Source organism: Paenibacillus sp. sgz302191, assembly GCF_057749925.1.
Window position 1 is genome coordinate 219,783 of the sequence record NZ_JBYLHY010000012.1, and the last position, 26,890, is coordinate 246,672.

25 protein-coding genes are annotated in these 26,890 nt (G+C 52.9%); 19 read left to right on the forward strand and 6 right to left on the reverse strand.

Annotated elements, in window-relative coordinates:
• The first annotated feature begins 111 nt into the window (after window positions 1–111).
• From AC3G2T_RS19095 to AC3G2T_RS19115, 5 genes are all read left to right on the forward strand, one after another.
• The gene (locus tag AC3G2T_RS19095) at window positions 112–1,656 is read left to right on the forward strand and encodes an FAD-dependent oxidoreductase (RefSeq protein WP_488436547.1); all 1,545 of its coding nucleotides are present in this window, start codon (window positions 112–114) and stop codon (window positions 1,654–1,656) included.
• Window positions 1,657–1,820: 164 nt separating this feature from the next.
• Window positions 1,821–2,972, forward strand: coding sequence for a type III polyketide synthase (locus AC3G2T_RS19100; RefSeq protein WP_488436563.1), 1,152 nt, complete (start codon window positions 1,821–1,823; stop codon window positions 2,970–2,972).
• Complete coding sequence (locus AC3G2T_RS19105) at window positions 2,965–3,672, forward strand: methyltransferase domain-containing protein (RefSeq protein ID WP_488436564.1); 708 nt, start codon at window positions 2,965–2,967, stop codon at window positions 3,670–3,672. Before AC3G2T_RS19100 ends, AC3G2T_RS19105 begins: the two co-directional genes overlap by 8 nt.
• Window positions 3,673–3,696: 24 nt before the next feature.
• Window positions 3,697–4,851: an NAD(P)/FAD-dependent oxidoreductase gene (locus AC3G2T_RS19110; protein WP_474680837.1), complete on the forward strand. Its 1,155-nt coding sequence runs from the start codon at window positions 3,697–3,699 to the stop codon at window positions 4,849–4,851.
• 12 nt (window positions 4,852–4,863) lie between these two features.
• Window positions 4,864–6,951, forward strand: a complete 2,088-nt coding sequence (locus AC3G2T_RS19115) for an MMPL family transporter (protein ID WP_488436548.1) — start codon at window positions 4,864–4,866, stop codon at window positions 6,949–6,951.
• A gap of 11 nt (window positions 6,952–6,962) precedes the next feature.
• On the opposite strand, the gene AC3G2T_RS19120 is transcribed toward AC3G2T_RS19115, so the two are convergent.
• The gene (locus AC3G2T_RS19120; protein WP_474680839.1) at window positions 6,963–7,274 is read right to left on the reverse strand and encodes a hypothetical protein; all 312 of its coding nucleotides are present in this window, start codon (window positions 7,272–7,274) and stop codon (window positions 6,963–6,965) included.
• 15 nt (window positions 7,275–7,289) lie between these two features.
• The gene (locus AC3G2T_RS19125) at window positions 7,290–7,514 is read right to left on the reverse strand and encodes a hypothetical protein (RefSeq protein WP_474680840.1); all 225 of its coding nucleotides are present in this window, start codon (window positions 7,512–7,514) and stop codon (window positions 7,290–7,292) included.
• 184 nt (window positions 7,515–7,698) lie between these two features.
• On the opposite strand from AC3G2T_RS19125, the gene AC3G2T_RS19130 reads away from it, so the two are divergent.
• Complete coding sequence (locus AC3G2T_RS19130) at window positions 7,699–8,385, forward strand: PIG-L deacetylase family protein (protein WP_474680841.1); 687 nt, start codon at window positions 7,699–7,701, stop codon at window positions 8,383–8,385.
• Window positions 8,386–8,444: 59 nt separating this feature from the next.
• Here AC3G2T_RS19130 and AC3G2T_RS19135 read toward each other — a convergent pair whose 3' ends face one another.
• Entirely contained in the window at window positions 8,445–8,708 is a 264-nt protein-coding gene (locus AC3G2T_RS19135; protein WP_488436549.1) for a hypothetical protein, read from the reverse strand.
• A gap of 128 nt (window positions 8,709–8,836) precedes the next feature.
• The gene (locus AC3G2T_RS19140; RefSeq protein ID WP_474680842.1) at window positions 8,837–9,598 is read right to left on the reverse strand and encodes an IclR family transcriptional regulator; all 762 of its coding nucleotides are present in this window, start codon (window positions 9,596–9,598) and stop codon (window positions 8,837–8,839) included.
• Between the two features lie 229 nt (window positions 9,599–9,827).
• Between AC3G2T_RS19140 and AC3G2T_RS19145 the strand changes: the two genes are divergently transcribed.
• From AC3G2T_RS19145 to murI, 5 genes are all read left to right on the forward strand, one after another.
• Window positions 9,828–10,769 carry a fumarylacetoacetate hydrolase family protein gene (locus AC3G2T_RS19145; protein ID WP_474680843.1) on the forward strand — a complete coding sequence of 314 codons (942 nt, stop codon included), beginning with the start codon at window positions 9,828–9,830 and terminating at the stop codon, window positions 10,767–10,769.
• 6 nt (window positions 10,770–10,775) lie between these two features.
• Window positions 10,776–11,276, forward strand: coding sequence for a DinB family protein (locus AC3G2T_RS19150; protein WP_474680844.1), 501 nt, complete (start codon window positions 10,776–10,778; stop codon window positions 11,274–11,276).
• Between the two features lie 13 nt (window positions 11,277–11,289).
• A complete protein-coding gene (locus AC3G2T_RS19155) occupies window positions 11,290–12,402 on the forward strand; it encodes a cupin domain-containing protein (protein WP_474680845.1) in 1,113 nt (370 codons plus the stop codon).
• A 958-nt stretch (window positions 12,403–13,360) separates the two neighbouring features.
• Window positions 13,361–14,575 (forward strand): serine hydrolase domain-containing protein, encoded by a 1,215-nt coding sequence (locus AC3G2T_RS19160; RefSeq protein WP_474680846.1) that lies wholly within the window; start codon window positions 13,361–13,363, stop codon window positions 14,573–14,575.
• A 276-nt stretch (window positions 14,576–14,851) separates the two neighbouring features.
• The gene (gene murI, locus AC3G2T_RS19165) at window positions 14,852–15,625 is read left to right on the forward strand and encodes a glutamate racemase (RefSeq protein ID WP_474680847.1); all 774 of its coding nucleotides are present in this window, start codon (window positions 14,852–14,854) and stop codon (window positions 15,623–15,625) included.
• A 15-nt stretch (window positions 15,626–15,640) separates the two neighbouring features.
• Here murI and AC3G2T_RS19170 read toward each other — a convergent pair whose 3' ends face one another.
• A complete protein-coding gene (locus AC3G2T_RS19170) occupies window positions 15,641–16,348 on the reverse strand; it encodes a YoaK family protein (protein WP_488436550.1) in 708 nt (235 codons plus the stop codon).
• Window positions 16,349–16,620: 272 nt separating this feature from the next.
• Between AC3G2T_RS19170 and AC3G2T_RS19175 the strand changes: the two genes are divergently transcribed.
• From AC3G2T_RS19175 to AC3G2T_RS19185, 3 genes are all read left to right on the forward strand, one after another.
• Complete coding sequence (locus AC3G2T_RS19175; RefSeq protein WP_474680849.1) at window positions 16,621–17,046, forward strand: VOC family protein; 426 nt, start codon at window positions 16,621–16,623, stop codon at window positions 17,044–17,046.
• Window positions 17,047–17,220: 174 nt separating this feature from the next.
• Window positions 17,221–18,426: an aminotransferase-like domain-containing protein gene (locus tag AC3G2T_RS19180; protein ID WP_488436551.1), complete on the forward strand. Its 1,206-nt coding sequence runs from the start codon at window positions 17,221–17,223 to the stop codon at window positions 18,424–18,426.
• A gap of 93 nt (window positions 18,427–18,519) precedes the next feature.
• Window positions 18,520–18,918, forward strand: a complete 399-nt coding sequence (locus AC3G2T_RS19185; RefSeq protein WP_488436552.1) for a GyrI-like domain-containing protein — start codon at window positions 18,520–18,522, stop codon at window positions 18,916–18,918.
• Between the two features lie 98 nt (window positions 18,919–19,016).
• On the opposite strand, the gene greA is transcribed toward AC3G2T_RS19185, so the two are convergent.
• Entirely contained in the window at window positions 19,017–19,493 is a 477-nt protein-coding gene (gene greA, locus AC3G2T_RS19190) for a transcription elongation factor GreA (protein WP_474680852.1), read from the reverse strand.
• Between the two features lie 223 nt (window positions 19,494–19,716).
• Here greA and AC3G2T_RS19195 point away from each other — a divergent pair, with 223 nt between their 5' ends.
• The 5 genes from AC3G2T_RS19195 to AC3G2T_RS19215 all read left to right on the forward strand — a co-directional run bounded on the left by AC3G2T_RS19195 (window position 19,717) and on the right by AC3G2T_RS19215 (window position 26,643).
• On the forward strand, window positions 19,717–21,468 hold the full coding sequence (locus AC3G2T_RS19195; protein ID WP_488436553.1) for a sensor histidine kinase: 1,752 nt from the start codon (window positions 19,717–19,719) through the stop codon (window positions 21,466–21,468).
• Complete coding sequence (locus AC3G2T_RS19200) at window positions 21,461–22,906, forward strand: response regulator transcription factor (protein WP_488436554.1); 1,446 nt, start codon at window positions 21,461–21,463, stop codon at window positions 22,904–22,906. The genes AC3G2T_RS19195 and AC3G2T_RS19200 overlap by 8 nt, the downstream gene beginning before the upstream one ends.
• A gap of 132 nt (window positions 22,907–23,038) precedes the next feature.
• Entirely contained in the window at window positions 23,039–24,754 is a 1,716-nt protein-coding gene (locus tag AC3G2T_RS19205) for an extracellular solute-binding protein (protein WP_488436555.1), read from the forward strand.
• 87 nt (window positions 24,755–24,841) lie between these two features.
• Window positions 24,842–25,732, forward strand: a complete 891-nt coding sequence (locus tag AC3G2T_RS19210) for an ABC transporter permease (protein WP_474680856.1) — start codon at window positions 24,842–24,844, stop codon at window positions 25,730–25,732.
• 17 nt (window positions 25,733–25,749) lie between these two features.
• Entirely contained in the window at window positions 25,750–26,643 is an 894-nt protein-coding gene (locus AC3G2T_RS19215; protein WP_488436556.1) for a carbohydrate ABC transporter permease, read from the forward strand.
• Window positions 26,644–26,890: the final 247 nt, after the last annotated feature.

Below are 26,890 nucleotides of genomic sequence, written 5' to 3' on the forward strand. Positions count from 1 at the left end.
ATCCGCCTCAAACCGGGGCGGGTTTATTTGCGTTTTGCCACCGCCCCGGCACATGCATAATAAAACCGGTACAGGTGATATTATGTTTAAAAGGAAGAAAGGGGAAGATTCATGGACAAACAACAGATTTCTCCATCCACCCTCCCGCAATTTCCGGAATCGTGCTGGATCACCTCTTCAGGCATTCCGCGCTTTCCCAAACTTACGAACAGCATCAGCGTGGATGTGGCGATCGTCGGAGCCGGAATTACCGGGATCACGACCGCTTACCTGCTGTCGGGGCAGGGGCTCAAAGTGGCCTTGATCGATGCGGGGCTAATATTGAACGGCACGACAGGACACACGACGGCCAAAATAACCGCCCAGCATGACCTTGTTTACAACGAATTTATCGCCCATTTCGGTCAGGAGCAGTCAAAGCTCTATTACGAGGCGAACCGGGAAGCTATGCAATTCATCAGGCAAACGGTTCAGGAGCGGCAAATTGTTTGCGATTATTCCGAGGAAGATGCTTATGTATATACGAATTCTGACGAGTATGTGCCGCAATTGCAAGCCGAAATGAAAGCTTATGAATCGCTCGGGATCCCCGGCTCGTACACGGAACAGACCCCGCTGCCTTTCGGCGTCAAAGCCGCCGTTATGATGAACAATCAGGCCAGGTTTAACCCTGTGCCGTATTTGACTCATCTGGTCGACCAGATCGTCAAACAAGGGGGCCAAATTTACGAACTTACGGCTGCCGCAACCGTTGAAAAAGGGAAGCCCGCGTCGGTAGTGACGAACGAGGGGCACAAGATCACCTGCGATCATGTCGTTTCGTGCTCCCACTTTCCATTTTACGACGGAGGGGGCTTTTATTTTGCGAGGCTGCATGCGGAGCGGTCCTACGTGCTCGGGATTACAAGCGGCGCAGACTATCCGGGGGGTATGTACATCAGCGCGGAAGCGCCCAAACGATCTATCCGGTCGGCCACGGTGAATGGCGAAAGGCTTATTCTCATCGGAGGCGAAGGCCACAAAACGGGGCAAGGCGTCTGCACGATGCAGCATTACGAGGCGCTGCAATATTTTGCCGAAGATCATTTTGCGTTGAAGGAAATCCGCTACCGCTGGTCGGCTCAAGATTTAGTTACGCTGGACAAGTTCCCTTATATCGGAAAGACGGGCTCGGACGAAGCAAACATTTGGATTGCGACAGGCTACAAGAAATGGGGCATGACTACGGGAACTGCGGCGGCGCTGCTGCTGGAAAAGGAGATAACGGGCAAAGGGAGCCCGTACCGGGATCTTTTCAAACCGGCCAGATTTCATGCCGATCCGGATTTGAAGACGTTCATCGTGCAAAATGCGGACGTGGCGAAGCATCTTGTCGAAGGCAAGCTGGAGATGGTTCACAGGACGCCGCAGGAGCTGGAGCCCGACGAAGGCGCCGTCGTGAGGGTGAACGGCAAGAGAGCCGGAGCGTACCGGGATCAGCAAGGCGGGCTGCATATGGTAGACACGACATGCACGCATATGGGATGCGAAGTCGAATGGAACCAGGGGGAACGTTCCTGGGATTGCCCGTGCCATGGCTCCAGATTTTCTTATAAAGGAGACGTGCTTGAAGGGCCGGCGAAAAAGCCGCTGCAAACCGTCGTCGAATCCTCGTGACGTCCGGATCGAAGGGCTGCTCTGACTACAGAGCGGCTCTTTATTTTTGCCCGGCGGCAGACGTCAGTCATATTGAGAAGCAAACGGGAATAGTTATGGTTAAAGCGGCAGCACTTGTCCCAGTTGAGAACGTCGCACATTGCGGGAGGAGATGGATGTTGGAAATGGAAAAGCAAGCTCCCATCACTGCGGTCCTGGGAATAGGGACGGCCGTGCCGGCGTATCGTATCGATCAGTCGGATACGGCCGACAGATTGGCCGAGGCATTGAAAAATCACCCCGATTCCGTACGCTGGGCGAAGCGGATTTTCAAGCAGTGCGGGGTACAGACGCGGTATACGTGCGAGCCGAACCTGCTCGAATCGGCTGCCGAATGCCGGTATTTGCCCCGCGACTCGTTCGATGACGTCCCGACGACCGCCGAACGCATGAAAGTTTATAAGAGAGAATCCGTTCCCCTCGCACTGGAAGCCGCCCGGAAAGCTATGGCGGACAGCGGAACGGACGCTTCGGAGATAAGCCATCTGATCACGGTCAGCTGTACCGGACAGTTTTTGCCGGGCCTCGATGCGGAGCTCGTCCGGCAGTTGGGACTGAGCGCTACAGTGACCCGGATTCCGCTGCAATTTTTGGGCTGTGCGGCCGGATTGAAGGCCGTCGCCCTTTCCGGGCACATCGTTTCCGGCGATCTGGCCGCCAAAGTACTGGTCGTCTGCGTGGAACTGTGCACGCTGCATATGCAGCCCTCCGGCACGCGGGAAGCGCTGTTCGGCGCATCGTTTTTCGGCGACGGAGCTTCCGCCTGTATCATCGGCTCCGCAGGGCCTCATCACAGAGGCATTTTTCAGCTGGGCCAGGGGCATTCCGTGCTGCTGCCGGACTCCGCCGGCGAAATGGTGTGGGAGGTTGGCAATTACGGTTTCGATCTATACCTTTCGCCGCATATTCCCAAACTGATCGGCCGATTCATTCCCGCAGAGGCGGAACTGCTGCTGCATGGCAAGCGCAAGCCGGATCTTTGGGCGATTCATCCGGGAGGCCGGGGCATCGTCGATACGCTGCAGGACGTATTTGAACTTGCGGACGAGCAGGCAGGCCCCAGCCGGGCGGTGCTTCGCGATTACGGCAACATGTCTTCGGCGACGATTTTATTCGTCCTGCAGCAAATGAAGCGGGACTTGGCGAACCGCGGCGCAGAACCGGCCAGCGGCATCGCGCTTGCTTTCGGCCCCGGACTTACCGCCGAGCTGCTCCGGTTCGACTATGTTCCGAGCCCCGTTATCCCGAGGCGGCTGACAGGTGCCGCACATGTTTAGCCTGCTGCGGCGGCGGGCCGAGAAGCCCGAACTGATGGACGATCTGTCCCAAGGGGGCTCCGAGCTTCAGGAGGCATTGCGGGATCTGCGATTGCTGAACCGGATTTTCGGCGCCGCCGGCCCCGCCCTTTACGGGATACGGCGATTATGGGCGGAATCGAATAAGCCGAGCCGGCTATCCATATTGGACATCGGATCGGGGTCGGGCGATGTGAACCGGCAGCTTCTGAGATGGGCGGACAGCAGCGGGATCGATCTGCGGATTACGCTCGCAGACATTACGGAAGAGGCGTGCGAAGAGGCCAGCCGGCTTTTTCGCAGCGAACCGCGCGTTCGGGTTGTGCGCCGCGATTTGTTTGAGCTTGAGGCGGCGTGCGCAGATGTGGTCACGGGAACGCAGTTCGCGCACCATTTTGCCGCAGGCGTTCTGCCTGTGGCGGTGGGAAGCATGCTCCGAGCGTCGCGATTAGGCGTGGTGATCAATGACATACACCGGCACTGGATTCCGTGGTTTGCGGTATGGCTGACCGCGCGAATCGTTTCCCGCAACCGGTACATTGTTCATGACGGGCCTTTGTCCGTAGCCAAAGGGTTTCGTTCCGAAGATTGGAAGAAGCTCGGAGAAGCGCTGGACGCAGCCGAGCTGTTCTATGCCTGGAGGCCGCTGTTCCGATACGTGGCGGTCATTCGAAAAACGTGAATTCATTCAACGGAGTTGAGGACGATGAACGGGTACTACGATGCGGCGGTTCTGGGCGCGGGAATTGCCGGGAGCAGCCTGGCCAAAGCTCTCGCGGACAAAGGGTGGGAGACGGTGCTGATCGACCGCCGGCTGTTTCCGCGCCATAAAGTTTGCGGGGAATTTCTGTCCCCGGAATCGCAAAGCACGCTGGCGGCGCTCGGGCTGCGCGAGACCGTGGAAGCGCTTTGTCCTCGTCCGATCCATCGGGCGAGTCTGATCCCCGGCGGCGGCGCCCCGCTGGGCATTGCTTTGCCCGGCACCGCCTGGGGCGTGAGCCGGTATGCGCTCGACTCCGCGCTTCACGGCGCCGCGGTAAGGTCGGGCGTGCGGCTGCACACCGCGACGACGGTAACGAACGTGTACCCCGATGCCGCAGGGTACACGGTTGAAGCGCGCCGGCACAAGGCGGCAGCCACCTTTCGGGCGCGGATCGTCATCGCCGCGTGTGGCGCCAAGGGGCTGCCGGGCCGGAAGCCCGCCGCTTCCGCCAAACATGCCTATGTGGGCGTAAAATCCCACTATAGCGGAATCGACATGGAGCCGGTTGTTGAGCTCTATTTTTTTTCCGGCGGGTACTTGGGCATTTCACCCGTTGAGAACGGACTCGTCAATGTCGCGGCGCTGCTGGCAAGAAGTGTTGCCGACAACGCGCACAAAACGATTCCGGCGATGATAGAAGCCGCCGCCCGCCGTAGTCCAAGGCTGCGGGAAAAGCTGGCGCAAGGCGCTCCGGTTGCGGGAACCCAGGCGGCCGTTGCGCCGGTTGAGCTGAGCCGCAAACCGCTTGCGTGGGACGAGATTCCCCTCGCAGGGGACGCAGTCTCGATGATCCCGCCGCTTTGCGGCGACGGCATGTCGATGGCTCTGCGCTCGGCCGAGCTGTGCGCGTCGTATGCCGACCGCTTTTTGCGGGGAGCGATCTCGCTCACGGACTGGCAGCGCGATTACGCTGCGTCCGTCCGCAGGGAATTCACGGGCCCCCTGAGGTGGGGAACGCTTGTGCACCGGCTGCTGGGCGTCCCGGTCTTGCCGCGGGTTTTGCTTGGACTTGCGCATGCCGCGCCGGGACTGGCGTCGGGCTTTGTGCAGAGGACCCGGTTGAAAGAAAGCAATCCGAACCGGCAGTTAGATGTGTAGGAGAGCGCGGATATGGGCTTCCGCAAGCTTGCCGTTCTGCCGCTGCGATATCCGAAAAGCATCGTCGTGCTGTGGACGCTGCTCCTGCTGCTGGTCGGGCAGGACGCCCCCAGACTGGCTTCCGTCCTGAAAGATCACGGCTTGCGGCCGGATGGCTCCTATGCCCAGGTTCAGCGCATCCTGGCCGCTAATTTCCACATTCCCGAAGAGCCTGTTATCCTTGTGTTTGAAAAACGGCAGCACGTTTCCGGTGAGCAATTCCGCAAGTTCATCCGGCAAACGATGCTGAGCCTTCACGGAATCGAAGGTTTGAGCTTCTCTGCGTCGCCGCTGGAAAAGCCGGACATGCTTGACGGCAATTACGCTTACGCGCTTCTCGGCTTTCAGCAAAAGCCGTATGAAATGAAACCGGTTCTTGATGACATTCATCGGCGGCTGCCGAAGCAGTCTTCCATCAACGTGACGGTGACGGGGAAATCCGCGGTGCAGGCGGATGTAAACGCGGCCAGCCGGCGTGATTTGCTGAGCGCCGAGCTGATTGGCATTCCGGCCGCTTTTTGTATATTGTGGCTCGCTTTTGGCGGCATCGTCTCCGCGATGATTCCCGTAATCGCCGGCGTTATCGGAGTGACGGTCACTATGGGGTTGATGTATAGGATCGGCACGGCGATTGAAGTTTCCAATTTTGTGTTGAATGTCATTCCGATGGTGGGCCTGGCGCTCAGCATCGATTTTGCGCTTATGCTGGTCAGCCGGTTTCGCGAGGAGCTAAGGCACGCCGCTCCGGAACAGGCGTTTCTCGCCACCGCGCGTACAGCGGGGAAGGCCGTGTTATTTTCCTCAGCATGCGTATTTCTCGGTTTAGCGGGGATATTGTTTATCCCGCTGCCGATGTTCGCTACGGTTGCTCTAGGCGCGATGGCGGTGCTCGCCGTGTCGGTGCTGCTGACGTTCACTTTGCTGCCTGCGCTGTTTTCGTTTGTATGGCCGGCGATTCAAGCGGAAAGCAGGCCCGCTGCCAGGCCGGGAAAAGCGAACTTTTGGTACGGATTGTCACTGTACGCCATGAAAAAGCCGGCGCGATCGGCCATTCTGGCCTCGCTGCTGCTGCTCGTATGCTTCCTGCCTTTAAGCCAAATGAAGGTCGCCATTCCGGACGCCGCTTCCTTGCCGAAAGGCTACGATTCCCGCGCGGCCGCCGAAGCGTATCAAGCGCATTTTGCTTCGCCGGTCACTTCGCAGGTTTATATCGCCGTCCAAGAGAGCACGCGCTTCTTGAAGCAGGAGGACGGGCGGCGCAAGCTTGACGCGTTGCTGCGCAGACTGGAAAGCGACCCGTACGTGCAGCGGGCGCAGCTCGTTTCACCCGGCTGGCCTGCGATGTCCGGACCTACCGTGAGGGAGATTCCCGTCCTGATTCATGTCATGTTAAAAGGAGATCGGGCTGCGCCGGCAACGCTCAATTGGGTCAGGCAGTGGGAGGAGGAGGGGAAGGCGGGAAGCATTCCTTTTCTTATTGGCGGGGAGCCGAAGTACGAGCAGGAAGTTTTTGACGCTATTTTTGAACATATCGGAAAAGTATTCGCATTTATTTTTATTTCCAATTTCGTTGTCCTGTTTGTCGCGTTCCGCTCCGTTCTTATTCCGCTCAAAACGATTGTCATGAACTTGCTCGGCATAGGAGCCTCGTTTGGCATTCTTGTATGGATTTTCCAGGAGGGTCATTTGGGGATGGAACCGGACCGGATTGCCATTATGATTCCCGTATTTATTTTCGGGCTCGTTTTCGGCATCAGCATGGATTACGGGGTATTCCTGGTATCGCGCATTTGCGAGGCCTACCGCCGCCAGCCGGACAACGACCTCGCAGTAAGGACAGGACTGGCTTCAACGGGCAAAATCATCACCTCGGCCGCGGCCATTATGATTGCGGTGACAGCACCGTTCGCATTCGGAGAAGTTGCCGGAGTCAAGCAGTTGGGCGTCGGCATTGCGGCCGCTATTTTCATAGACGCTACGGTGGTCCGCATGATTTTGGTACCGTCCTTAATGAAGCTGCTCGGCAAATGGAATTGGTGGGCGCCCGGTTGGATGAAATAAGCCGCGAATGTTCAATCGCTTAAAATTCCCATGCGCTCGATATGAGCTTTCGTCTCCGCCGTTCCCAGGTTGTACAGTGTTTGATAAATGTCTTTCAGGCTGGCGTCATGGCCGTCATTGTCGTGATCGTGATGGTAAGGAACGGCTGCCGCATGCGTTCTGAAAAAAGTCGCTTCATCGTAATCTTCCTCGTTCACAAACAATTCCTGAAGCATCACAATCTCTTCGGGCGTAGCGAGGATATCCAATTCGTACGCGGCGTCGCCTTGATTTTGCATAATCGTTCTCGATTGAACGGATACGTAATATTTGTCCCTGTCCATGTCTGCCCCTCCAAATCAGCGGAAATAATACATCCAGATCGCCGCGCCCAAAACGACGGCAAACGGAAACAGCACAAGCGCGATAAAAATCGGATTCGCTATAAAGGGATGGCGCACCGAGGTGAGGTTCATTCCTTTGTCCAGCTCATCGTTTTGCTGTTTGCGCATGACTGCGACGGTCATAATAAATGCAACGGCGGCGATGATGAAAGCCACGGAAAGCAAGACGGTCAGCATCATCGGGTTTCGGCCTCCTTGACGGTTGAATTTGTGGTTGAACCCGTTTCATTGGTAGGTTGTCCATGACGGTGAAAAGCAATTCCTTGAATTTTCATCGCGGGCAGGGCTGTACACATAGCAGCCGGAATGCGCTAAAATAAAAAGGAGATTTGCTACCAGCAGATGAAAAAGGAGACTTGCCGAAATGACTAAGCCCGTTGCGTTTATTTTTGCCCATCCCGACGATGAGTCGTTTCTTTGTGCGGCGCTGATCCGCAAACTTGCCGATGAGGCGAACGAATCCGTTCTTCTGCAGGCGACGAATGGGGAGGCGGGGAAAAAGAATGGGGCCTACAGCCACGCCACCGATGAGGAGCTGGCCGCAATCCGCGAGAAGGAGATGCGGACGGCAGCCGAAATTCTCGGTTTGTCCGCCGTGCAGTTTCTGGGCTACCCGGACGGCAAACTGAATACGGCAGAGGAACAAACGTTTGTGCAGCGGGTAGCGGACTTTATTCAAGTCCACGAATCGCAGGTTGTGGTTACGTTTCCTGAAGATGGGGGCAACTATCATCCGGACCACATGGCTATCTCGCGCATAGTGACAAAAGCAGTGCTGGAGGGAAGGTGCCCTTCGGTCAAAAAGCTGTACTACGTCTTGTCCAATCCGCTGCTGGAACAAGGGCGCCGCGCGTCATTAACCGTTGATTCCAAACCCTATTGGCCCGTCAAAGCGAAAGCTTTGCAGGCGCACCAGTCGCAAAAGTTGGCGATCGGGCGGTATTTTGGCCCTTTGGATGCGTGTCCTGAGCAGCGCAGGTACGAATCGTTCGTTTTGGCTTGGGAGGATGGCGTTCATTGGCCTTCGACAGATGAGGCGTGGATTTGGTGAAGGGCAGGCGTGTCAGCCGGCTGTAATGCATGAAGCGCAAAAAGACCTGAGGCTTGGCCTCAGGTCAGGCTGTGCAAGACCCCTACATCAGAGTCGATAGCCACTATCTGCCTTGGCTGTACGAAGAAAACCTGCAAAAATACATGAATTTTCGTTCTTGACCGCTGGCCACGCTGAATTCCTGCAAAAGTACAGGCTTTTCGCCGAACACATGGACTCAGACTCACTTTCAGCGAAAATACCTGCACTTTTGCAGGCTTTTCGCCAAAATGAACCAATTTCGAAGAAAAAACCTGCACTTTTGCAGGTTTTCTCTTTGCCAAGCTGCTGCCTGCCCAGTTACGCGGTTCCACGAACTACCCCGGTGGAGCGGCGCGTGTTATCCCACTAGCTCCCAGCCCTGTCGAGACTTCACAGGCGATTTGACCCGGGTCGCCAGCCTCAGATTCTTTTATAACGAATACCCGAATCCTTCGGAAAGTTCTTGTCCCATTTTCAGTAAGTACCGGCTCAATTGTTCGTCGGCGCGATCCGGGATCGTATGATTGAAGCCGACAACGGTCAGTACGCCTAAAAGCTGATTTTTAAAATTCATAATCGGCACGGATACGGAGGAAACGGACGGAACTAGCGGCTCCCGCGCGAAAGCGATTTTCTCCGCCTGTATAACCTCAATTTCTTTATCCATCTCTTTTCGCCGGTCAAAAGGGATCTTTTGCAGCTCGCTTTTTTTCCATTCCTCGATCAATACCGGGTCGGCAAATGCCGCAAACACTTTCCCCGCCGCTGAGAGAAGAGGCAGGTTCGTTCCCAACTGGGCCCCGATGTTAAACCCCTGGCTTGTGCTAACAAGCTGCACCACCACCGGTCCGTTCGCGGTCCACACGGATAGCAGCGCCGTTTCGTTGCATTCCCGGGTTATTTCGTGCAAATACGGGGTAACGCGGTCCACTAAATTTTCCTGATTAGCCGCAGTCATCCCATATTCGATCAGTTTGCTGCCCAAAATATATGTACTGTTTTTCTTATCGCGGTACAATACACCCATTTGGCAAAACGTATTTAAATATTTGTACAAATTACTTTTGGTAATATCCAGCCTTTCGGATATGTCCGTAAAAGACATGGGCTGTCCATGCTTGGCAATTAAATTCAAAATCGTAAGTCCAACTTGCAGGGACTGGATAACCGTCCCTTTTTTGATATCCTCCATCTTTCCTCACCTGTCCAAAACCGAGTTCAATTTAGTGATGCCCACTCGCCAATTCGATAATAAGGCCATTTCGGCTAAGTGTCAAACTTCATAATAGACAACCCTATTTTGGAACTACGACGAAAAGCAGTATTGACAAAAACACCACTTCTAATTCTATAATAAGAGAAATAAGTTCTCTATATTTATAATATCTATTAAAAAAATCATTGCTAAAGGAGAATTTTAAATGAAATTAGTAAGTTTTAGCTACGAAACGTACAAGAGAATCGGTTGTATCCTTGACGACAAGGTCATCGATTTGAATTATGCCTACTTGTCGCAGCTCGAAGCCGAGGGACAGCTACGCGCGCAGCAAATCGCCGAGGCGTTTATTCCTGCCAACATGGTTGAATTTTTGCAAGGCGGGAAGCAAAGTATGGAATTGGCTGTGAAAGCAGTCGAGTTCGTTCGCAACAGCTCCGGCAATTTTAAATATAAGGTCGTCCATCGCGTGTCGGATGTAAAGCTGGAGGCTCCCGTTTTGAACCCGGGAAAAATGATTTGCGTCGGCCACAATTACCGCGAGCATATTTTGGAAATGGGCCGCGAGCTCCCTTCGTACCCTGTCATCTTCGCGAAGTTCGCAAATACGATCATCGGTCCTCAGGACGATATTCCTTTCTACCCGATCTCCGAACAGCTTGATTATGAAGCCGAACTCGCTTTTGTCATCGGCAAGCGCGCCAGAAACGTTTCCGAAAAGGATGCGCTGCAATATGTCGCCGGTTATACGATCGTCAACGACGTAACGTATCGTGATCTCCAAAGAAGAACGCTGCAATGGCTGCAAGGCAAAACGGTTGAAGGCAGCGCTCCGATGGGACCATGGATGGTTACTCGCGATGAGCTGAATGACGCTTCCGGTCTGGAAGTCGTGCTCAAGGTTAACGGAGAAGAACGCCAACATACGAATACGGCGAATTTAGTGTTTACGGTTCCTTATTTGGTGGAGTTTTTGTCGAATCTTATGACCCTTGAGCCCGGAGACGTGATTTTGACAGGCACTCCTGGAGGGGTAGGTGTTGCCCGCGATCCTCAGGTGTTCCTGAAAGGCGGAGACGTTGTCCGCATTGAAATCGCCGGCGTCGGTGTACTTGAGAATCAGGTCAAAAACATAGACAAGGAGTAGTGGAACATGAATATGAACGAGGCTATTGCGCACGTCCACGCTGCGACGGACCGGATTATTGCCGAAACTGTAAAATTGCCGGAAGATGTGATTCGCCGGAAACCTGCGGCAGATCAATGGTCCATCATGGAAATTTTGTGTCATGTGGAAGAAGCGGTGACGTACTGGCTGCAAGAAATCGAGCGGCTGGTCAAAGCCCCGGGAGCGGAATGGGGCCGCGGACTGCAGCATGAAGCGCGCTTGGCGGCCGTGGATCAGGCGGGCTCCCGCACCGTACAAAGCGTTGCGGAGGGTATTGCGAATACAAAGCAGCATGTGCATCAAGTGCTTGGTTCGCTCAGCGATGCCGACCTCAACGCCGAGGCTCCTAGCCGCAATCCTCGATTTGGAACAAAACCGATGTCATTTATCGTCGATCATCTCCTGGTTGAACATCTTGACAAGCACCTGGATCAAATTCATCGCAACCTGAAAGCGTTTGAAGAAGGAACTCAGTCAAATAAATAAGGGGGACTGGACAATGGCAGAACAACTTGATTTTTTCCAAAGTCAAATCGTGCAGGATTTTAACAAAGATATCGAGCGGTATCATTTGGGCCCTCTTTGGAACGCGATCCCGGCTTTGATGCACAAGCAGCCGACACCGCAAGCCGTACCGTATTTGTGGAAATGGAAGACGCTGTACACCAAACTTATGGAAGCGCGCGACATTTTCACGCCGGATCGCGGCGGGGAAAGAAGGGCCATCTTTTTCCAAAACCCCGGATTGACGTACCGCCAGCCTTGGGGTTGGGCCTCGACGACCCAAACGCTCTATGCCGCCGTTCAGTTGTTGCTCCCGGGCGAAACCGCGCCGTCTCATCGGCATTCCCAGGGGGCGCTTCGGTTCATTATGCGGGGAAGCGGGGCGTATTCCATCGTTCAGGGCGAGCGTATTTTCATGGAAGAAGGCGATTTCCTGATCACGCCCCCAGGTCTGTGGCACGGGCACGGCCATGTCGGCGATCAGCCGATGATTTGGATGGATGTTCTGGACATTCCGACCATTTATGCGCTTGGCGGCACGTTTTTTGAGAGCTATCCGGAACGGCTTGAACAGCCGTCTGTGCCGGATAATTACACGGCTCAGCGATATGCCGGAGGCATGGTTCGTCCGATTTCGGACCGCAAGCCGAAAATCGCTCCCCTGGGCAGCTACAAGTGGTCGCAAACTGTGTCAGCCATTGAAAGCTTGTGCCGCTTTGAGCCGGATGCTTATGACGGGTACGCCGTAGAATATATCAATCCGTCGAATGGCCAAACGGCTAATCCGAACATCGCCGCTTGGCTGCAAAAATTGCCGGCCGGCTTCCGTTCCAAAGCTCACCGGCACACCAGCTCGACCATTTATCAGGTGTTCAAAGGGTCCGGTCATACGATCATCAACGGAACGCGGTTTGACTGGTCGCAAGGCGATTTCCTCGTCGTGCCGAACTGGGCTTGGCATGAACATGCGGCTTCGGAAGACGCGTATTTGTTCTCTGTCAGTGACATTCCGATTATGGAAAAATTCAATTTGCAGCGCGAAGAGGCATATGAAGAAAATCAAGGACATCAGCAAGTGACGGGTGAATTTAAAGCGCTTCTTCCTTGAAAGTGGCCGCCCATTCGGCTCGGCAGGGTACCGAAAAACCTGCGAAAGTCGAAAGTACAGGCATTTTCGGCGAACACGGTTCGTTTTGGCGAAAGCCTGCAAATGTGCAGGAATTATCGGCAAAAATGGGGCTGAAGCTGCATATTCGCGGGCAGGCGTATCTGGGAGCAAAAACATGCACTTTTCAGGCTGCCCAAAAACCCCCGAGTCAGAGGCGATAACCACAATCTGCCCGGCTGCAGGAAGAAAACCTGCAGAAATACAGGAATTTGCGTTCTTGATCGCTAGCCACGAACAATTCCTGCAATTGTGCAGGCTTTTCAGCGGGGACAGGGGCTCAGGTTCACTTTTAGCGAAAATTCCTGCACTTTTGCAGGTTTTTCGCCCAAATAAGCCAATTTCAGAGAAAAAAACTGCACTTTCGCAGGTTTTTTCCCTACCACGGTGGTGTCTTTTGCCGATTTTGTTCAGTTCCGCGACCTCACAAGGAGAGGTGCGGCGCCCAGAAAAAGCTGCTGTCCCTCAAAATAGGGCTTCACTGTTTCCCATAGCCCTTTGTCACGATTTTATCGGGCAGCCTGACTTTTGCAGGCTTTCTGCGTGCCGCTAATGATGCGTTAGCTCTGGGGACTGGTTATGATCAGCCGGTTTCGATGGAAGCGGTTCATTTTGGGAGATTGCCTTAAGAAAATATTCAAACTTGCAAAAAAGACGACTTCTCGTTCAGAACATGAATCGGAGTCGTCTTTTTGCTGCATTTACGCAGACATTTCCAGAAAATCAGCTTTCACAGTACAGCCTCAAGTTGTTCTCATTTCGGACGAAATGTTAAAATTTTAATGTTATTTTCATCTAATTTTTATGTTCCTTTAAGGTTTAGATCACAATTAATTCATATCTCAAGAGTAAGATGCCTATATAAAGTAGAATAATTTTACAATTAGAAGGGTACGAGGGTATGGGGAACAAAAAGAAAAGACGTATCGGACATGGAACGGACCTGTCTCTTGCAGTCTCTGCAGAGGGCGGACACAAAAACTATATAAGCCTTGCCAACAAATCGCTGACGAAAGCAGCCGGCCTTGCGGAAGCCGGCGCCAACAAGAGTCATTACTGGCCGACCGAGGGCTGGAGAACGTCGGCGCCGGAGGCGCAGGGGATGGATGCGGCCGCGATCGCCGATGCGCTCGAGGAATTTCGCACCCGGAACGTGCACAGTTTAGTCATTGTGCGCAACGGGTGGCTGGTGGCGGAAGCGTACGATGAAGGCACCCAAGCCGACGTCTCGCAAGATGTGCGTTCGGTAACGAAAAGCATTACGTCCCTGCTTACGGGCATCGCCCTTGCCGAGCGCAAGCTGAAAAGCGTCGACCAGACGCTTGCGGAATTTTTCCCCGAGCTGGCGGGCGATCCGTTGAAAGCCGAAATTATGATCAAACATTTGTTATATATGACCTCGGGGCTGGAATGGAGCAACGAAAACGATCAAGCTTCAGTCGATATGATGTATTCGCCGAACTGGATTCAAAACATTTTGGAGCGTCCTTCCCGCCACAGGCCCGGTACGATATTCAACTACAGCAACGGAGACGCGCATCTGTTGTCGGCAATTGTGCATAAAGCGACGGGCGAATCGTTGTTCGACTATGCGAAAAGACGCTTGTTTGCGCCGCTCGGCATTGCGAATGTCAAATGGAACGATGATCCGCAAGGATACACCATCGGGGCATGGGCGATGGCGTTGACGGTCCGCGACATGGCCAAGTTGGGCTTGCTGTATTTGAATGAAGGCCGGTGGGACGGGGCGACGATTGCTCCCAAATCGTGGGTCCGGGAGTCGCTGATCAAACGGGTGGTACATAATTATGGCGACGGAACGCAGGGAGGGTACGGCTATTTGTGGTGGACGAAGCCTTTGGTCCAAGGGCTGCCCGAAGGCAGCGGGACGGCGTACGAAACGTTTTATGCAGCGGGATCGGGAGGACCGCGAATTTTTGTGGTGCCCGGACTGAACCTGATCGCGGCGTTTACGGCCACTTCGCCCGACGTAGAGATGCCGGAGCAGCTGCTGAGCCGCATCGTTCAATCCATTCGCTCGAACAAGCCGCTTGCTGACAACCCTGAAGCTGCCGGCAAGCTGAATCAAGCGATCCAATCCTTCAAAACGCCATAGCGTTGCATATATCGATGGCTGCCCCTGAACAGCGACTGCTGCCCGGGAGCAGCCTTTTTACCTTAAAGTTCTTTACAGCGCTAAAGCGTGTAGAACACATTCTTATTGGCGAATAAACCTACCTCTAAACGCGGTCGCTCATCTTCGAAAGACCTCGATAGAGGTTTATCTCATGTTCATTCCATATTCGACAGATGCGCCAAATGCATATAAGATAGTAGTATTGCAATGAACAGCGCCTGACAAAGGCAAAATTTAGATAATAAGGTGAAAGCAATGAGAATAGCTTTTTTTGACTCGGGACTCGGCGGCATAACGGTATTGCACAAGGCGATCAAGCAGCTGCCGAAAGAACAATTTTTATATTTTGCGGATACGCTCCACGTTCCTTATGGAACGAAATCGCGGGACGAGGTCAAACGGCACGTAAAAAACGCGGTGGATACGATCATCAAAGAAGACGTGAAAGCTCTTGTCATCGCTTGCAACACCGCCACAAGCATAGCTGCCGCGGAATTGAGAAGCGCATACGATATTCCGATCATCGGCATGGAGCCGGCAGTCAAACCGGCGGTCGAAATGAACCGCTCCAGCGGGAAAAGAGTGCTGGTGTTCGCCACTCAGCTAACGCTGAGCCAATCGAATTACGCCCAGCTGATTTCCCGCACGGACGACAAGGGCATCGTGGATTCCTTGCCGCTACCGGAGCTGGTCGAGTTGTGCGAGCGCCTGAATTTCGACAGCCGCACGGTCGAGGATTATTTTAAAGCGAAGCTTTCCGGGTTTGACCTGAGCGCATACGGCACAGTCGTTCTCGGCTGCACGCATTATCCTTTTTATAAACGCCTGTTAAGCGGTCTTTTGCCCGGGCATATCCAAATTATCGACGGGAGCGCAGGCACTGTAAAAAGGTTGATCCAAGTATTGGAAAGCAGCGGTCAATTGAATGCGCTCGGCAGCACCGACATATCATTCATGTGTTCGAACCAGGATCAGGCCTATGTACGAAAAATGGAGCAGGCTTTGGAAATCATTCGCACCGAAGGCTGATTCGGGGCTGTGAACTTATCCTTTTGACACGCTTTTCCGGCTATTGGAAGAGAAAAACAATAACGCATACGTAAGTACGGCCGCGGCAATCCAAATGGACCGTGCTCCCAACTGTAAAGTGGCCAAAGTGCTGATGAGTGCTCCAAAACAGAACGAGGCGATGATCGTGAAAAACCCGATGCAGCGCTGTCTGGCTTCCGTGTCATGTTTGAAAATAGCCAGGTATGCGGCCTGAGCCGCCGTGCGCAAGTTCCCGGTCGTAACGGTCGTATTGTACGACCATTTGATCAGCTTCGTGAACGATGAAATTTGAACCGACGCGACAAAAGCGATAATGATCGAAACCGCCATATTCGGCACACTCGGCGGCAGCAGACCGACAATCGCAAGCACGACAATCTCCAGAAGCAGCACGGCCCGGGACGCGTCTCGCAGCAATTGTACGATACGAGGATGCTTGAGCGTCTCGGCCACTACCACTCCCAATACGAACGCGATGATAGGCGGTACGTGCAGCAAAGCCTGAGCCCACTCGCCCTTGGCTAGCCCAGCTCCCAGCAGCACCATATTCCCCGTCTGCGCAGTAGCAAAAACCCCGTCCCTGCCTATATAAGTATAGGCATCCAGAAATCCTCCGACGATAGCCAGCAAAACTCCCAAATGTACGGATTCGTAAGTCAAATTCAAAAACTTGAATCGTTCCCTGATTGCATGTTTTTCCATAATGACATCACCTTGGTCGAAAATTGAACGCGGCTTTTTTGTGCTGCGGGTGTGCAGCCTTTTTTACACTGTCCGCGCAGCGGTTCAAGTGTATAGTTCACCACGAGCATACAAATAATTACAATCGATCAATGGGGGCTATTCCGCTCCTCCGTACTGCCGGCTCCGTTTTTTAGTTTATGACAGTTCTTGTCACTATTATAAGCTAGAATGGAGAAGTAGAACAACCGGATGCATCCGGTAAAAAAACGAACTTGAGGAGTTGTCGGACGATGATTATGCAAATGGTCCCATTTATTATGCTGGACGGAAATGCCCACGAAGCTATTGAGTTTTATGAAAAATCGCTGGGTGCCAAGGTCGTTTTTAAACAGACGTTTGGGGAGGGCCCGGAGGACCCTCAAGTCCCTATACCCGCGGAAGCCAAAAACCGTGTGGCCCACTCCGTACTGAAAATCGGGGAAGCGGAGCTTATGGTTTCCGATACGCTAACAGGCCAAGCTTATCCAAAGGGAGCGCAGGTGAACATCTGCATTGTGGTGGACGAAGCGGACCATTCCAGGCAGTTGTATGATGCGCTGCGGCAAAACGGCCAAGTTAACATCCCGCTCGGCGAAATCCATTTCAGCCCTGCATACGGTATGGTGACGGACAAGTTCGGCGTCACTTTCCAGGTGTTCACCAAGCGCCCGCAGTAATTTCTATCCAAAGCCGGTTTGAATAGAAGTTTTCGATTAGACATGAGAAAACAAATCAAGTATGATACTTGTAATTTAGCTGACTGGTAATCTGGAAGCTAGGGATGGCCGCAGTGCTTTGCACGCAGGCTGCCCTGGCTTCTTTTTAATTTGCGAAAAAGGCAGGTCTTTCTCATGTCCAATGTGCTGGAGTCATTAACTTTTGCCAAACGCGTTCCCGCCACGCCGTCCATCGGCAGCACGACCGTTACGAAGCCGGGCCATGTCCATTTGTCGTTCGGATTTGCGGCGCCGGATCTGTTTCCAATCGACGAACTGGAAAAGGCAGCCTCGCAAGCCATCGCTTTGCAGGGAAGAAAGGCGCTGCAATATTCCGGCGGGGAAGGTCCCGGCAAAATATTGGCGTGGATCAAAAATCGCGCCCGCAAGCACGGCATTCAGGTGGAGAACGAAAACATTTTGGTCACCTACGGCGCCACGCAAGGCATTTCGATTGCGACGAATGCGATTATCGATCCCGGCGACCATGTTTGGGTGGAAGCCCCTTCGTTTTTCGGGGCGCTTCAGGCGTTTCGCGTCGCTGAGGCGAACATCACTTCTTTTCCGATCGATGAGAACGGGCTTCGCGTGGATGCGGTCGAAGAGGCGCTGAAGCAAGCGAAGCTGCATAACAAGCCGATTCCCAAGCTGTTGTATACGATGCCGACGTTCCATAATCCGAGCGGGGTTACGATGTCTCTGGAGCGGAGAAAGCATTTGGTTAAGCTCGCGGAGGAGTATAATTTCTGGATTTTGGAAGACGATGCGTATATGGAGCTGAATTTCACAGGCGAATACAACCAGCCGCTGTACACGTTATCGCCGCAGCGGGTCATTTATTTCGGCACTTTTTCCAAAATTATCGCGCCTGGCGTTCGTCTGGGCTGGATTATCGCCGACAAAACCATTATCGACAAAACAAGACTGCTGCTCTTGGGAGGCAGCGTAGGCGTTTTCACGCAAGAGATTGTCGGCATGCTGCTGGATAACATTGATTTTGAAGCGCATTTGAAGCGGCTGGTCGATCATTACCGCAGCCAGCGGGACGTGATGGCCGGCGCCATCCGGAGGCATTTGGGCAGTTATGTCGGATTTCATTTGCCGCAGGGCGGTTTTTTTATATGGCTCAAGTTTGAAGAACGGTTCAATGCGAGCCAGTTTTTGCGATTTGCCGAGGAACGGGGCGTCAGCTTTGTGGACGGGAGGAGTTTTCATATCGCTGCGGAGGGCTTGAATTATGCGAGAGTTTGCTTCAGCTACGTCAGCGCGGAAAGCATCGAGGCCGGCATAAAAACGTTGGCGGATGCTTACCACGATTATGTAAGTGAACTTCATTCGTAGCCGAACGGTAATAGTTGATGCCTGTCCAAATTCTTGATATACTTATTGTAAGAACATACATTCGATTCAGTAAATTTGAAAGGAAGAAAACTTGTGAAATTAACAATCATTAATAGTTTACGAACTAATAATTTTAATGATGATCTTTTGCTGCAAAAGATTGGAGGATTGTGGAAAGAGGCTTTTAATCGTCTAAATAATCGAGATATGATGATCTACGGTGTCTATCATGATTACGAGAGTGACTACAAGGGCGATTATTCGCTAAGCATTGCTATAGAAGATAGCAACAGCGAGCCTTCACTGGAAGTGCCGATTAACGCGAAATATGAAATCTTTAACGTGGACACAACAAAAGAAGATGGGGTTATAAGCACTTGGAAAAAGATATGGGAACGTGAGAGCACAGGTACACTGGAGAGAGCGTATACATACGATTTTGAAAAATATGATCCGAATGGAGAAATTGAGGTTCACATAGCAATAAAATAGTTTACATGGGGAACCTATAGGGATAGGCTTTCCTTTATTTTGAAGAAAAGTCAGTTGCGCGGAAAGCGCATACTGACTTTTCTTTTTTTACCCCGTCATCAATTCGCCGCTCTGATTTCAAGCAGTTCATACTTAATTTCGCCTACAGGCGCGTTGACGGTGATGATGTCGCCTACGGATTTGCCGAGGAGCGATTTTCCCAGAGGGCTTTCGTATGAAATTTTGTTTTCAGGCACGTTCGCTTCGGAAGGCCCGACGATCCGGTATTCCACTTTTTCGGAAAACTCCAAATCGTTCAGTATGACGATGGAACCGACGTGAACGGCGGATGTGTCGCCGATGTCAGCCACGCGGGCTACTTTCAGCATTTTTTCCAGCGTAAGGATTCTGGTTTCCATAAAAGCTTGCTCATCTTTGGCGGAATGATATTCGCTGTTTTCTTTTAAATCGCCGTAGCTGATAGCTGTTTTTATGCGGGCCGCCAATTCTTTGCGCTTTACGGTCTTGAGCTCTTCAAGTTCAAGCTCTAATTGCTGCAGTCCCTCGGGGGTTAAAAGAATTTCTTCATGTGACATTTTGGCATCTCCTAATGAATCAACGATATTTTTGAGTCTATATTGCATTTTACACTATTTCCGGCAGTCAAAGATAGCTGATAGGCGGCAAAAATTCATTTTCATGCAGCGGCTTGACTAGCCAAACCCGAAGAGGTTTAATACATTATGAGACAAACAACGGTTGACGATTCGCTGGTAATCGCGTCAGCCGTTTGTATTTTTGCAGCGGGGAGCAGTTAAAATGAGAGGGTTTACAAACGTGCTTTTTCAATGGTCGCAAAATTCCGTGCGGCGGAGTCTGGTGCTCAGCGTGCTGGCCGCCTCGATTTTGCCTTTAACGCTGTTTGGGATTATGACGTATTCGTCAACGTACTCCATTTTAAAAAATAAAATACAGTCCGGCATTCAAGCGAGCTTGAACCAGGAGGGGGTGGCCCTGGAAAATACGCTCAACAATCTGGACTTTGCATCCAAGCAGTTTGCGCTCGACGATAAAATCGTAAGCGAGGTGCAAGCTTATATGGACGAGAAGGACACTTATAAAAAAGCCCAACTGATGGAAAACATGCAAAAGAAAGTGATTTTGGTCAATTTTACGAATCCGTATCTCGGACTTACGTTTTATTATGCGCCTAACGCCTCCAATCCTATTATGTTCGAGAATTTGAGTGTGAACAAGGCTTTTGATCCCGGACGTTTGCCGCATTTCACGGATTACAACGGAGCTTCTTATGCCGGTCCCCATAAAACCGTCTACAGCGGGAGCAGCAATATGGTGTTTTCAGCTTTCCGCAGCGTTGCCACATCCGACAAGCGCGAGCTGTATATTTATTTGGAAACGAATTACAATTTGTTTCGCAATATTTTGAATCAACGCGCTTACGGCATGGAAGTTGCACATTTGCTTGTCAACCAGTCGGGCAAAATTACTTATATGGAAAATGCAGCGATAACGGACGAAACCGGCGAAGCGAAGCTTCTCCAGGCGCTGCAATCGCAGCATGAGTACGGGGGCTACCTGATGTTTCAGCACGAGAGCGCGCAGGGCTGGAAACTGGTGACGCTCGTTAAAAAAACGACGTTTAACAGCGAAATCGACAGGTGGCTGCTGCGGACCGCGCTTTTCGGCGTAGGCACGTTGGTATTCGCCCTGCTGCTGGCTTATTTCATATGGCGCATGATTTACCGCCCGATGCGCAAGCTGAACCGTGAAATCGTGTCCATGGTGGAAAACCGCGATATGCCGGTGCAGATGACGCAGGTTGCGGAGTTCGATTTTCTGCTCGAAAATTTTCAGGTCATGAAGGAACAGATCAACCGGCTCATTGACGAAGTTCAGCAAAACGAGAAGCGGAAAAGCCAATTGGAGATCGAGAAGCTGCTTACGCAAATCAATCCCCATTTTCTTCACAATACGCTTAATTCCGTGCAATGGCTGGCCAGAATGAACGGGCAGAAGGAGATTGACAAGCTCGTTTCCCTCTTGGTCAAGGTGCTTCATTACAACATGGGCAAGCAGAGCATCATTGTGACGATGGATGATGAGATTGAAGCTCTGAACAATTATATGGAGCTGCAAAAGCTACGGTACGATCACGATTTTGGCTTTACCGTCGAGGCGGAGCAAGGCGTCGGCCAGGTGTTGGTTCCGAGGTTCATCCTCCAGCCGCTCGTGGAAAATGCGATCTATCACGGTTCCGGCGACCGGGAGGCCCGCATTGAAACGGCGGTGCGGTGGCTGAAGCCGGGAAGGGTGCGCGTTCAGATTACGGATAACGGGTCGGGTATGAGCGAAGAGGCGGTGCAGCGCTTGCTGGTCGAGGATGAAACGGCAGGACCGCGCGGGCTCGGCATCGGCATTTCGTACGTGCACCGGCTGATCCGGAAATATTTTGGCGATGAAGCGCAATTTTCGATTGATAGCCGGGTTGACGAAGGCACGACGGTGACGATCGATATTCCCGTGAAAAATAAGGAGGAGCTGGATGATTAGAACGATTGTAGTCGACGACGAGAAACTTGTGCGGAAAGGATTTATTTCCCTGATCGATTGGCAGTCTTACGGAATGACGATCGTCGGCGAGGCGGGCCATGCGAGAGGCGCGTTGGAACTGCTGAGTCAATTGGAAGTAGACTTGCTGATCACCGATATTACGATGCCGGGCATGTCGGGTTTTGAGCTGATTGCTGAGCTGCGGCGCCAATATCCTCACGTTTGGACGGTTGTGCTGACGTGCCATCATGAGTTCGATTACGTGCAGGAAGCGCTGCGCCTCGGTGCCATCGATTACATCGTGAAAACATTGATCGAGATGGACAGCATCGACGAGGTGATGAACCGGATTGTCGAGCGCATCCGCACGGAGGAGCGGATCCGCCAATCGATCGCCTGGAATGCCGGCGAATCCGCCTCGGCAGCGGCACCGGTGCAGGAAGCGCTGGCGTTCGTTCCGGCCGAGGATTCGCCGGCCGGGCAAAAAGAAGCGCTGCGCCACGCTTTCGGCGAGCTGCAGGAGACGGGGGAAGCGGATCGCCCCGTCTGGTTGATCCCGCTGCGCCAGCAGCGGGGCGGCGGCGACGTAGGAGAGAAGCTCCGCAAGCTGCACTTGTCCGGCGGGGGCGGGCGGGCTCTCCATCTGACCGGTCTTGCGCCGGACTCATTGTCAGCCATGCGGGACAAGCTTGCCGGGCAAATCCGGGCTTGGCTATTTTACGAATGGAAGCCGGGTTCTGCTTATGCCGGCGTATCGGCCACCGAATTGGACGCAGTCTCCAAGGCGCAGCCGGATGAAAGCTGGGGGATGCGGGCTCAAGCGGCTTTGGAGCTGAGATGGGCTTTGTACCGGGACGAGTGGGAGTCTTTCGTGGCGCATATCGAAGCCGTCCGTCCCGGGGAACGGGATATCCGGCTGCTGGCCCGCGGGATTGTAACCGAATGGAAGGAATGGTTTCACTGGCATACGGAAGCGCCGCATCTGCTTGCGGAAGCAAGCCGGATAGCGTCATGGGCGGAGTGGAAGCGCTGGTTCCGGGAAATGGCACACGAGGTGATGCGTAGATCGAACGAGCTTGAGCTGTCCAGGGAAGTGATGAGCAGCCTGCTGAAAGCGATGCTGTATATGACAAGCCGGCTTGGCGACGGCGATCGGCTGAGCCAGGAAAGCGTCGCACTCCATGTCAACATGAGCCGAAGCTATTTCAGCCAATGCTTCAAGCGTTTTGCCGGAGATTCGTTCGGCCATGTGCTGAGGGATTTGCGTTTGCGCAAAGCGGAAGAGCTGCTGCTCGGCACCGATGATCCCGTTTATGAGATCGCGGCCCGCGTCGGCTTTGAAGACGACAAATATTTCAGCAAAATGTTTCGCGCCAAAAACGGCCTGCTGCCTACGGAATTCCGCGTTTCCAAAGCCCGGGGTACGAATTTGGTTTAATGCCGGTAGAAATTCGTCCGAAATCTCAAGACAGCCGCACGAGCCTGGGCAACGGCTTTCTCTCCCGGTCTTTGCCAGGATTCCTATACAATAACGGTGTAAGCATTCGACATACAAACAAGGGGGATTACGATGAAAGTTACTTTGAAAGTGTTTACAGCCTTCGTATCCGCGGCACTGCTCGCCACTGCATGCAGCAGTGCGCCCGATAGCGGGAAGAGCCCCGGCACGGCCAACGGCGACGCCAATTCCGGCAAAGCGGCAACGACCTCCGAAACAAATGAACAACTGGCCTATCAAAAATACGATCAGCCGGTCACGCTGAATATCGGCTTTACGCTTCCTGAGACGAACAAGCTGGCCTCCGGAGACACCAACGACAACAATCCCGTATCCCGCTATCTGGAGAGCTTGACCAATATTAAGGTTGTGCACACCTGGGAAGCGAAAGGCGGGTCCCCCGGCACCGATCCGTATACGCAAAAGGTGAATCTGGCGATGGCCAGCAGCGATTTGCCGGACGCATTGGTCGTAGACCGCAACCAGCTCCGCAAATTGGCCGATAACGACATGCTGGCGGATTTGACGGATGTCTATAACAAATATGCGTCCAAGCTGGTCAAAGATATTTATCAGTCCACGGGCGGCAAAGCGCTGGAGGACGCCACATTTAACGGCAAGCTGCTCGGATTGCCCAATGTCGCCATCGACGCCGATTCGCCGAACTTGCTGTGGATTCGCAAAGACTGGCTGCAAAAGCTGAATTTGCCCGAGCCGAAGACGATTGACGATGTCGAAAAAGTCGCCAGGGCGTTCAAGGAGCAGGACCCTGACGGCAACGGCAAAGCGGATACGGTCGGAATAACCGGGGACAAAACCGTCGTCTGGGGGCAAAAGCCGAACAGCAGCGGCTTCGATGCGGTGTTCGATTCGTTCCATGCTTTTCCGAAAAACTGGATTAAAGATAAAGACGGCAATGTCGTCTACGGATCGATCACGCCGGAAAACAAACAGGCGCTCGCCAAATTGCAGTCCTGGTATAAAGACGGGCTGATCGATCAGGAATTCGCGCTGCGCAAGCAATCGACGGAGCTGATCGTCTCCAACAAAGCCGGCATGTTCTTCGGCCCATGGTGGGCGCCTTACTTCCCGCTCGGCGATGCCGTAACGAACGATACGAAAGCGGAATGGATTCCGCTGCTGGCTCCGACGGATGCAAACGGCAAGTACGTCACCCACATGGCTCCGGTAACGGACCGCTACATCGTTGTGCGCAAAGGCTACAAAACCCCGGAAGCCGTCGTCAAGGAACTGAACGTGTTCACCCGTCTGGAACGCAACCAGGATCCGAACGCCGAACAGACGAAAAAACTGACGGATTACGAATCGCAAACCGGCGTGCACAGCCGCAATTACTATCCTTTCGATCTGCTGCTGGACTTTGCGGACGCGATCGTGAAGCGCAGCGACAACGTGCAAAAAGCGATGGCTGGCGGGCTTGATCCGAAAACATTGGATCAGGATACGAAGCAGCTTTATGATTTTGCCATGAAAGATAAAGAAAATCCGAAAAAAGACATCAACGCGTGGAAAGCGTCCTACGCCTTCCTGGTCGGCGGCGATGCGGTCAAGAAGCCGATGGATAAAGTGTACAGCGTATTTTACGGCACGACCCGCACGATGGAAACGAAATGGTCGACGCTTGAGAAGCTGGAAAACGAAACGTTCCTGAAAATTATTATGAATCAGCAGTCCGTAGATTCGTTCGACGATTTTGTCACGCGCTGGAAATCGCTTGGCGGCGATGAAATTACGAAGGAAGTCGCAGCGTCGGCGAAGTCCAAATAATCGCAAGTCAGGCAGGGGCTCCCGGCTGTAGGGTAGCTGCAGGGGCCCCGATCCAATCAAGCAAGCGGAAAGCGGTGAGATCATCCGATGAAAATGAATCGCAATGAGCTGCATTACCATCTCATGCTGCTGCCCGGTATGATTCTGCTGGCTGTCTTCAGCATCGTGCCGATGTTAGGGGCGGTCATGGCTTTTCAAAACTTCAAGCCTTCACGGGGCATTTTCCATTCCGAATGGGTCGGCTTCGATAATTTCGTGTATATGTTTCAACTGCCGGACAGCAAGCAATTTTTAACGAATACGATCGTACTGGCCGTTGCCAAAATTATCGCCAACCTGATCGTGCCCGTCGTGTTTGCGCTGCTGTTGAACGAGGTCAGGATAAGAAGCGCCAAAAAGTGGATACAAACAATCGTATATTTGCCTCACTTTATGTCATGGGTACTGCTGGCAACGATCTTTTTCTATATTTTTTCCCTGGACGGCATCGTCAATCAAATGCTCGGCTTGCTGGGCATGAAGAAGATCATGTTTTTCGGAAGCAATACCTGGTTCCCGGTCATTCTGGTCGGAACCGACGTGTGGAAAGAATTCGGCTTCAATACGATCATCTATTTGGCCGCCTTGACATCCATTAATCCCGCTTTGTACGAAGCGGCAGGGATCGACGGCGCCGGCCGCTGGAAGCAGCTGTGGCACGTTACGCTGCCGGGGCTCCGGACGACGGTTATTTTGCTCGCTACATTGGCGCTGGGGAACGTGATGAACGCCAACTTCGATCAAATTTTCAATATGTACAATCCTGTTGTGTACCAGTCTTCGGATATTATTGATACCTACGTATACCGTGCAGGCCTTGTCGACCTTCAATACAGTCTGGCGACGGCTGTCGGGCTGTTTAAATCGGCTGTCAGCTTTATTCTGATCGTCGTGTCTTATGTGCTTGCCGGACGATTTGCCAATTATCGAATATTTTAGCGGGGAGGCGATAGCCTATGGTGGGCAGTAACAGTATTCGCAACCGGATCGCAGACGGGGCCATCCTGGCGATTCTGATCCTCGTTTCGCTCATATGCCTTTTTCCTATTTTGCATACGCTGGCCGTATCCTTTAGCAGCAAAGCGGCGGCTGACGCAGGGCAGGTTATTTTGTGGCCTGTGCAGGCGACGGGGTCCAGTTACACGAAAGTGCTGAACGACAGCCAATTTTACAACTCGTTCGTAAACTCCGTGAACAGGGTTGCGCTCGGCGGGGCGATCAACTTCGTGCTGACCGTTTTAATGGCTTACGCGCTATCGAAGGAAACGGCGGAATTCCGCATGCGCAATGTGTATATGTGGATTCTCGTCTTTACAATGCTGTTCAACGGCGGAATTGTGCCGTGGTTTATGACGATCAAGCAGTTAGGGTTGATCGATACTATCTGGGCGCTCGTGCTTCCGACCGGAGTCAACGTGTTTAACGTCATTTTGCTGATGAACTTTTTTCGCGGTTTGCCGAAGGAACTCTCCGAAGCCGCAGCGATCGACGGCGCAGGACCGTGGTACACGATGTTCCGCCTGTACGTGCCGCTGTCGCTGCCGGCGATCGCAACCGTCACGCTGTTCAGCATCGTGCATCATTGGAACGCCTTTTTCGACGGGCTGGTGCTGATGAACAAACCGGAGCATTATCCGCTGCAGACGTATATTCAAACGTTGTTCGTGCAATTGACGGGAAGCACGATGCCCGGAATGTCCCCCGAGCAATTAGCCGAAGCTTTAGCCGTATCCAACCGGACGTTCAACTCGGCCAAAATCATTATTTCAATGGTGCCGATTCTTATTCTGTACCCGTTCATCCAGCGATATTTCGTTCACGGAATTACGCTCGGCTCCGTGAAAGAGTAGCTTGAAAAAGCTTCAACCGCGCAGAAAAATCTGCCAGGTTGAAGCTTTTTTTTGCGTGCCGGAAAGTCAGACTGCTGCAAAAGCGGCACGCCGGGAGGCAGCACTATCTGCTTGGCGTGCAAACATCAGGCGGTTGAAGGGCCCTCCTGTCAGGGAAGCGCATTTGCTTGGCAACGCGGGGGGGGGGGGGGGGGGGGAAGGTTGTTAGGTTGAGCAACTTTTGGTCAAATAAGGGCAAAAGCAAAAA

Coding starts and splice junctions, on each gene's coding strand:
- greA (WP_474680852.1), bottom strand. CDS start 19,493: ATGTCACATGAAGAAATTCTTTTAACCCCCGAGGGACTGCAGCAATTA.
- AC3G2T_RS19095 (WP_488436547.1), top strand. CDS start 112: ATGGACAAACAACAGATTTCTCCATCCACCCTCCCGCAATTTCCGGAA.
- AC3G2T_RS19205 (WP_488436555.1), top strand. CDS start 23,039: ATGAAAGTTACTTTGAAAGTGTTTACAGCCTTCGTATCCGCGGCACTG.
- AC3G2T_RS19130 (WP_474680841.1), top strand. CDS start 7,699: ATGACTAAGCCCGTTGCGTTTATTTTTGCCCATCCCGACGATGAGTCG.
- AC3G2T_RS19125 (WP_474680840.1), bottom strand. CDS start 7,514: ATGATGCTGACCGTCTTGCTTTCCGTGGCTTTCATCATCGCCGCCGTT.
- AC3G2T_RS19195 (WP_488436553.1), top strand. CDS start 19,717: ATGAGAGGGTTTACAAACGTGCTTTTTCAATGGTCGCAAAATTCCGTG.
- AC3G2T_RS19215 (WP_488436556.1), top strand. CDS start 25,750: ATGGTGGGCAGTAACAGTATTCGCAACCGGATCGCAGACGGGGCCATC.
- AC3G2T_RS19140 (WP_474680842.1), bottom strand. CDS start 9,598: ATGGAGGATATCAAAAAAGGGACGGTTATCCAGTCCCTGCAAGTTGGA.
- AC3G2T_RS19100 (WP_488436563.1), top strand. CDS start 1,821: ATGGAAAAGCAAGCTCCCATCACTGCGGTCCTGGGAATAGGGACGGCC.
- AC3G2T_RS19175 (WP_474680849.1), top strand. CDS start 16,621: ATGATTATGCAAATGGTCCCATTTATTATGCTGGACGGAAATGCCCAC.
- AC3G2T_RS19105 (WP_488436564.1), top strand. CDS start 2,965: ATGTTTAGCCTGCTGCGGCGGCGGGCCGAGAAGCCCGAACTGATGGAC.
- AC3G2T_RS19120 (WP_474680839.1), bottom strand. CDS start 7,274: ATGGACAGGGACAAATATTACGTATCCGTTCAATCGAGAACGATTATG.
- AC3G2T_RS19145 (WP_474680843.1), top strand. CDS start 9,828: ATGAAATTAGTAAGTTTTAGCTACGAAACGTACAAGAGAATCGGTTGT.
- AC3G2T_RS19210 (WP_474680856.1), top strand. CDS start 24,842: ATGAAAATGAATCGCAATGAGCTGCATTACCATCTCATGCTGCTGCCC.
- AC3G2T_RS19155 (WP_474680845.1), top strand. CDS start 11,290: ATGGCAGAACAACTTGATTTTTTCCAAAGTCAAATCGTGCAGGATTTT.
- AC3G2T_RS19160 (WP_474680846.1), top strand. CDS start 13,361: ATGGGGAACAAAAAGAAAAGACGTATCGGACATGGAACGGACCTGTCT.
- AC3G2T_RS19200 (WP_488436554.1), top strand. CDS start 21,461: ATGATTAGAACGATTGTAGTCGACGACGAGAAACTTGTGCGGAAAGGA.
- AC3G2T_RS19180 (WP_488436551.1), top strand. CDS start 17,221: ATGTCCAATGTGCTGGAGTCATTAACTTTTGCCAAACGCGTTCCCGCC.
- AC3G2T_RS19170 (WP_488436550.1), bottom strand. CDS start 16,348: ATGGAAAAACATGCAATCAGGGAACGATTCAAGTTTTTGAATTTGACT.
- AC3G2T_RS19115 (WP_488436548.1), top strand. CDS start 4,864: ATGGGCTTCCGCAAGCTTGCCGTTCTGCCGCTGCGATATCCGAAAAGC.
- murI (WP_474680847.1), top strand. CDS start 14,852: ATGAGAATAGCTTTTTTTGACTCGGGACTCGGCGGCATAACGGTATTG.
- AC3G2T_RS19110 (WP_474680837.1), top strand. CDS start 3,697: ATGAACGGGTACTACGATGCGGCGGTTCTGGGCGCGGGAATTGCCGGG.
- AC3G2T_RS19150 (WP_474680844.1), top strand. CDS start 10,776: ATGAATATGAACGAGGCTATTGCGCACGTCCACGCTGCGACGGACCGG.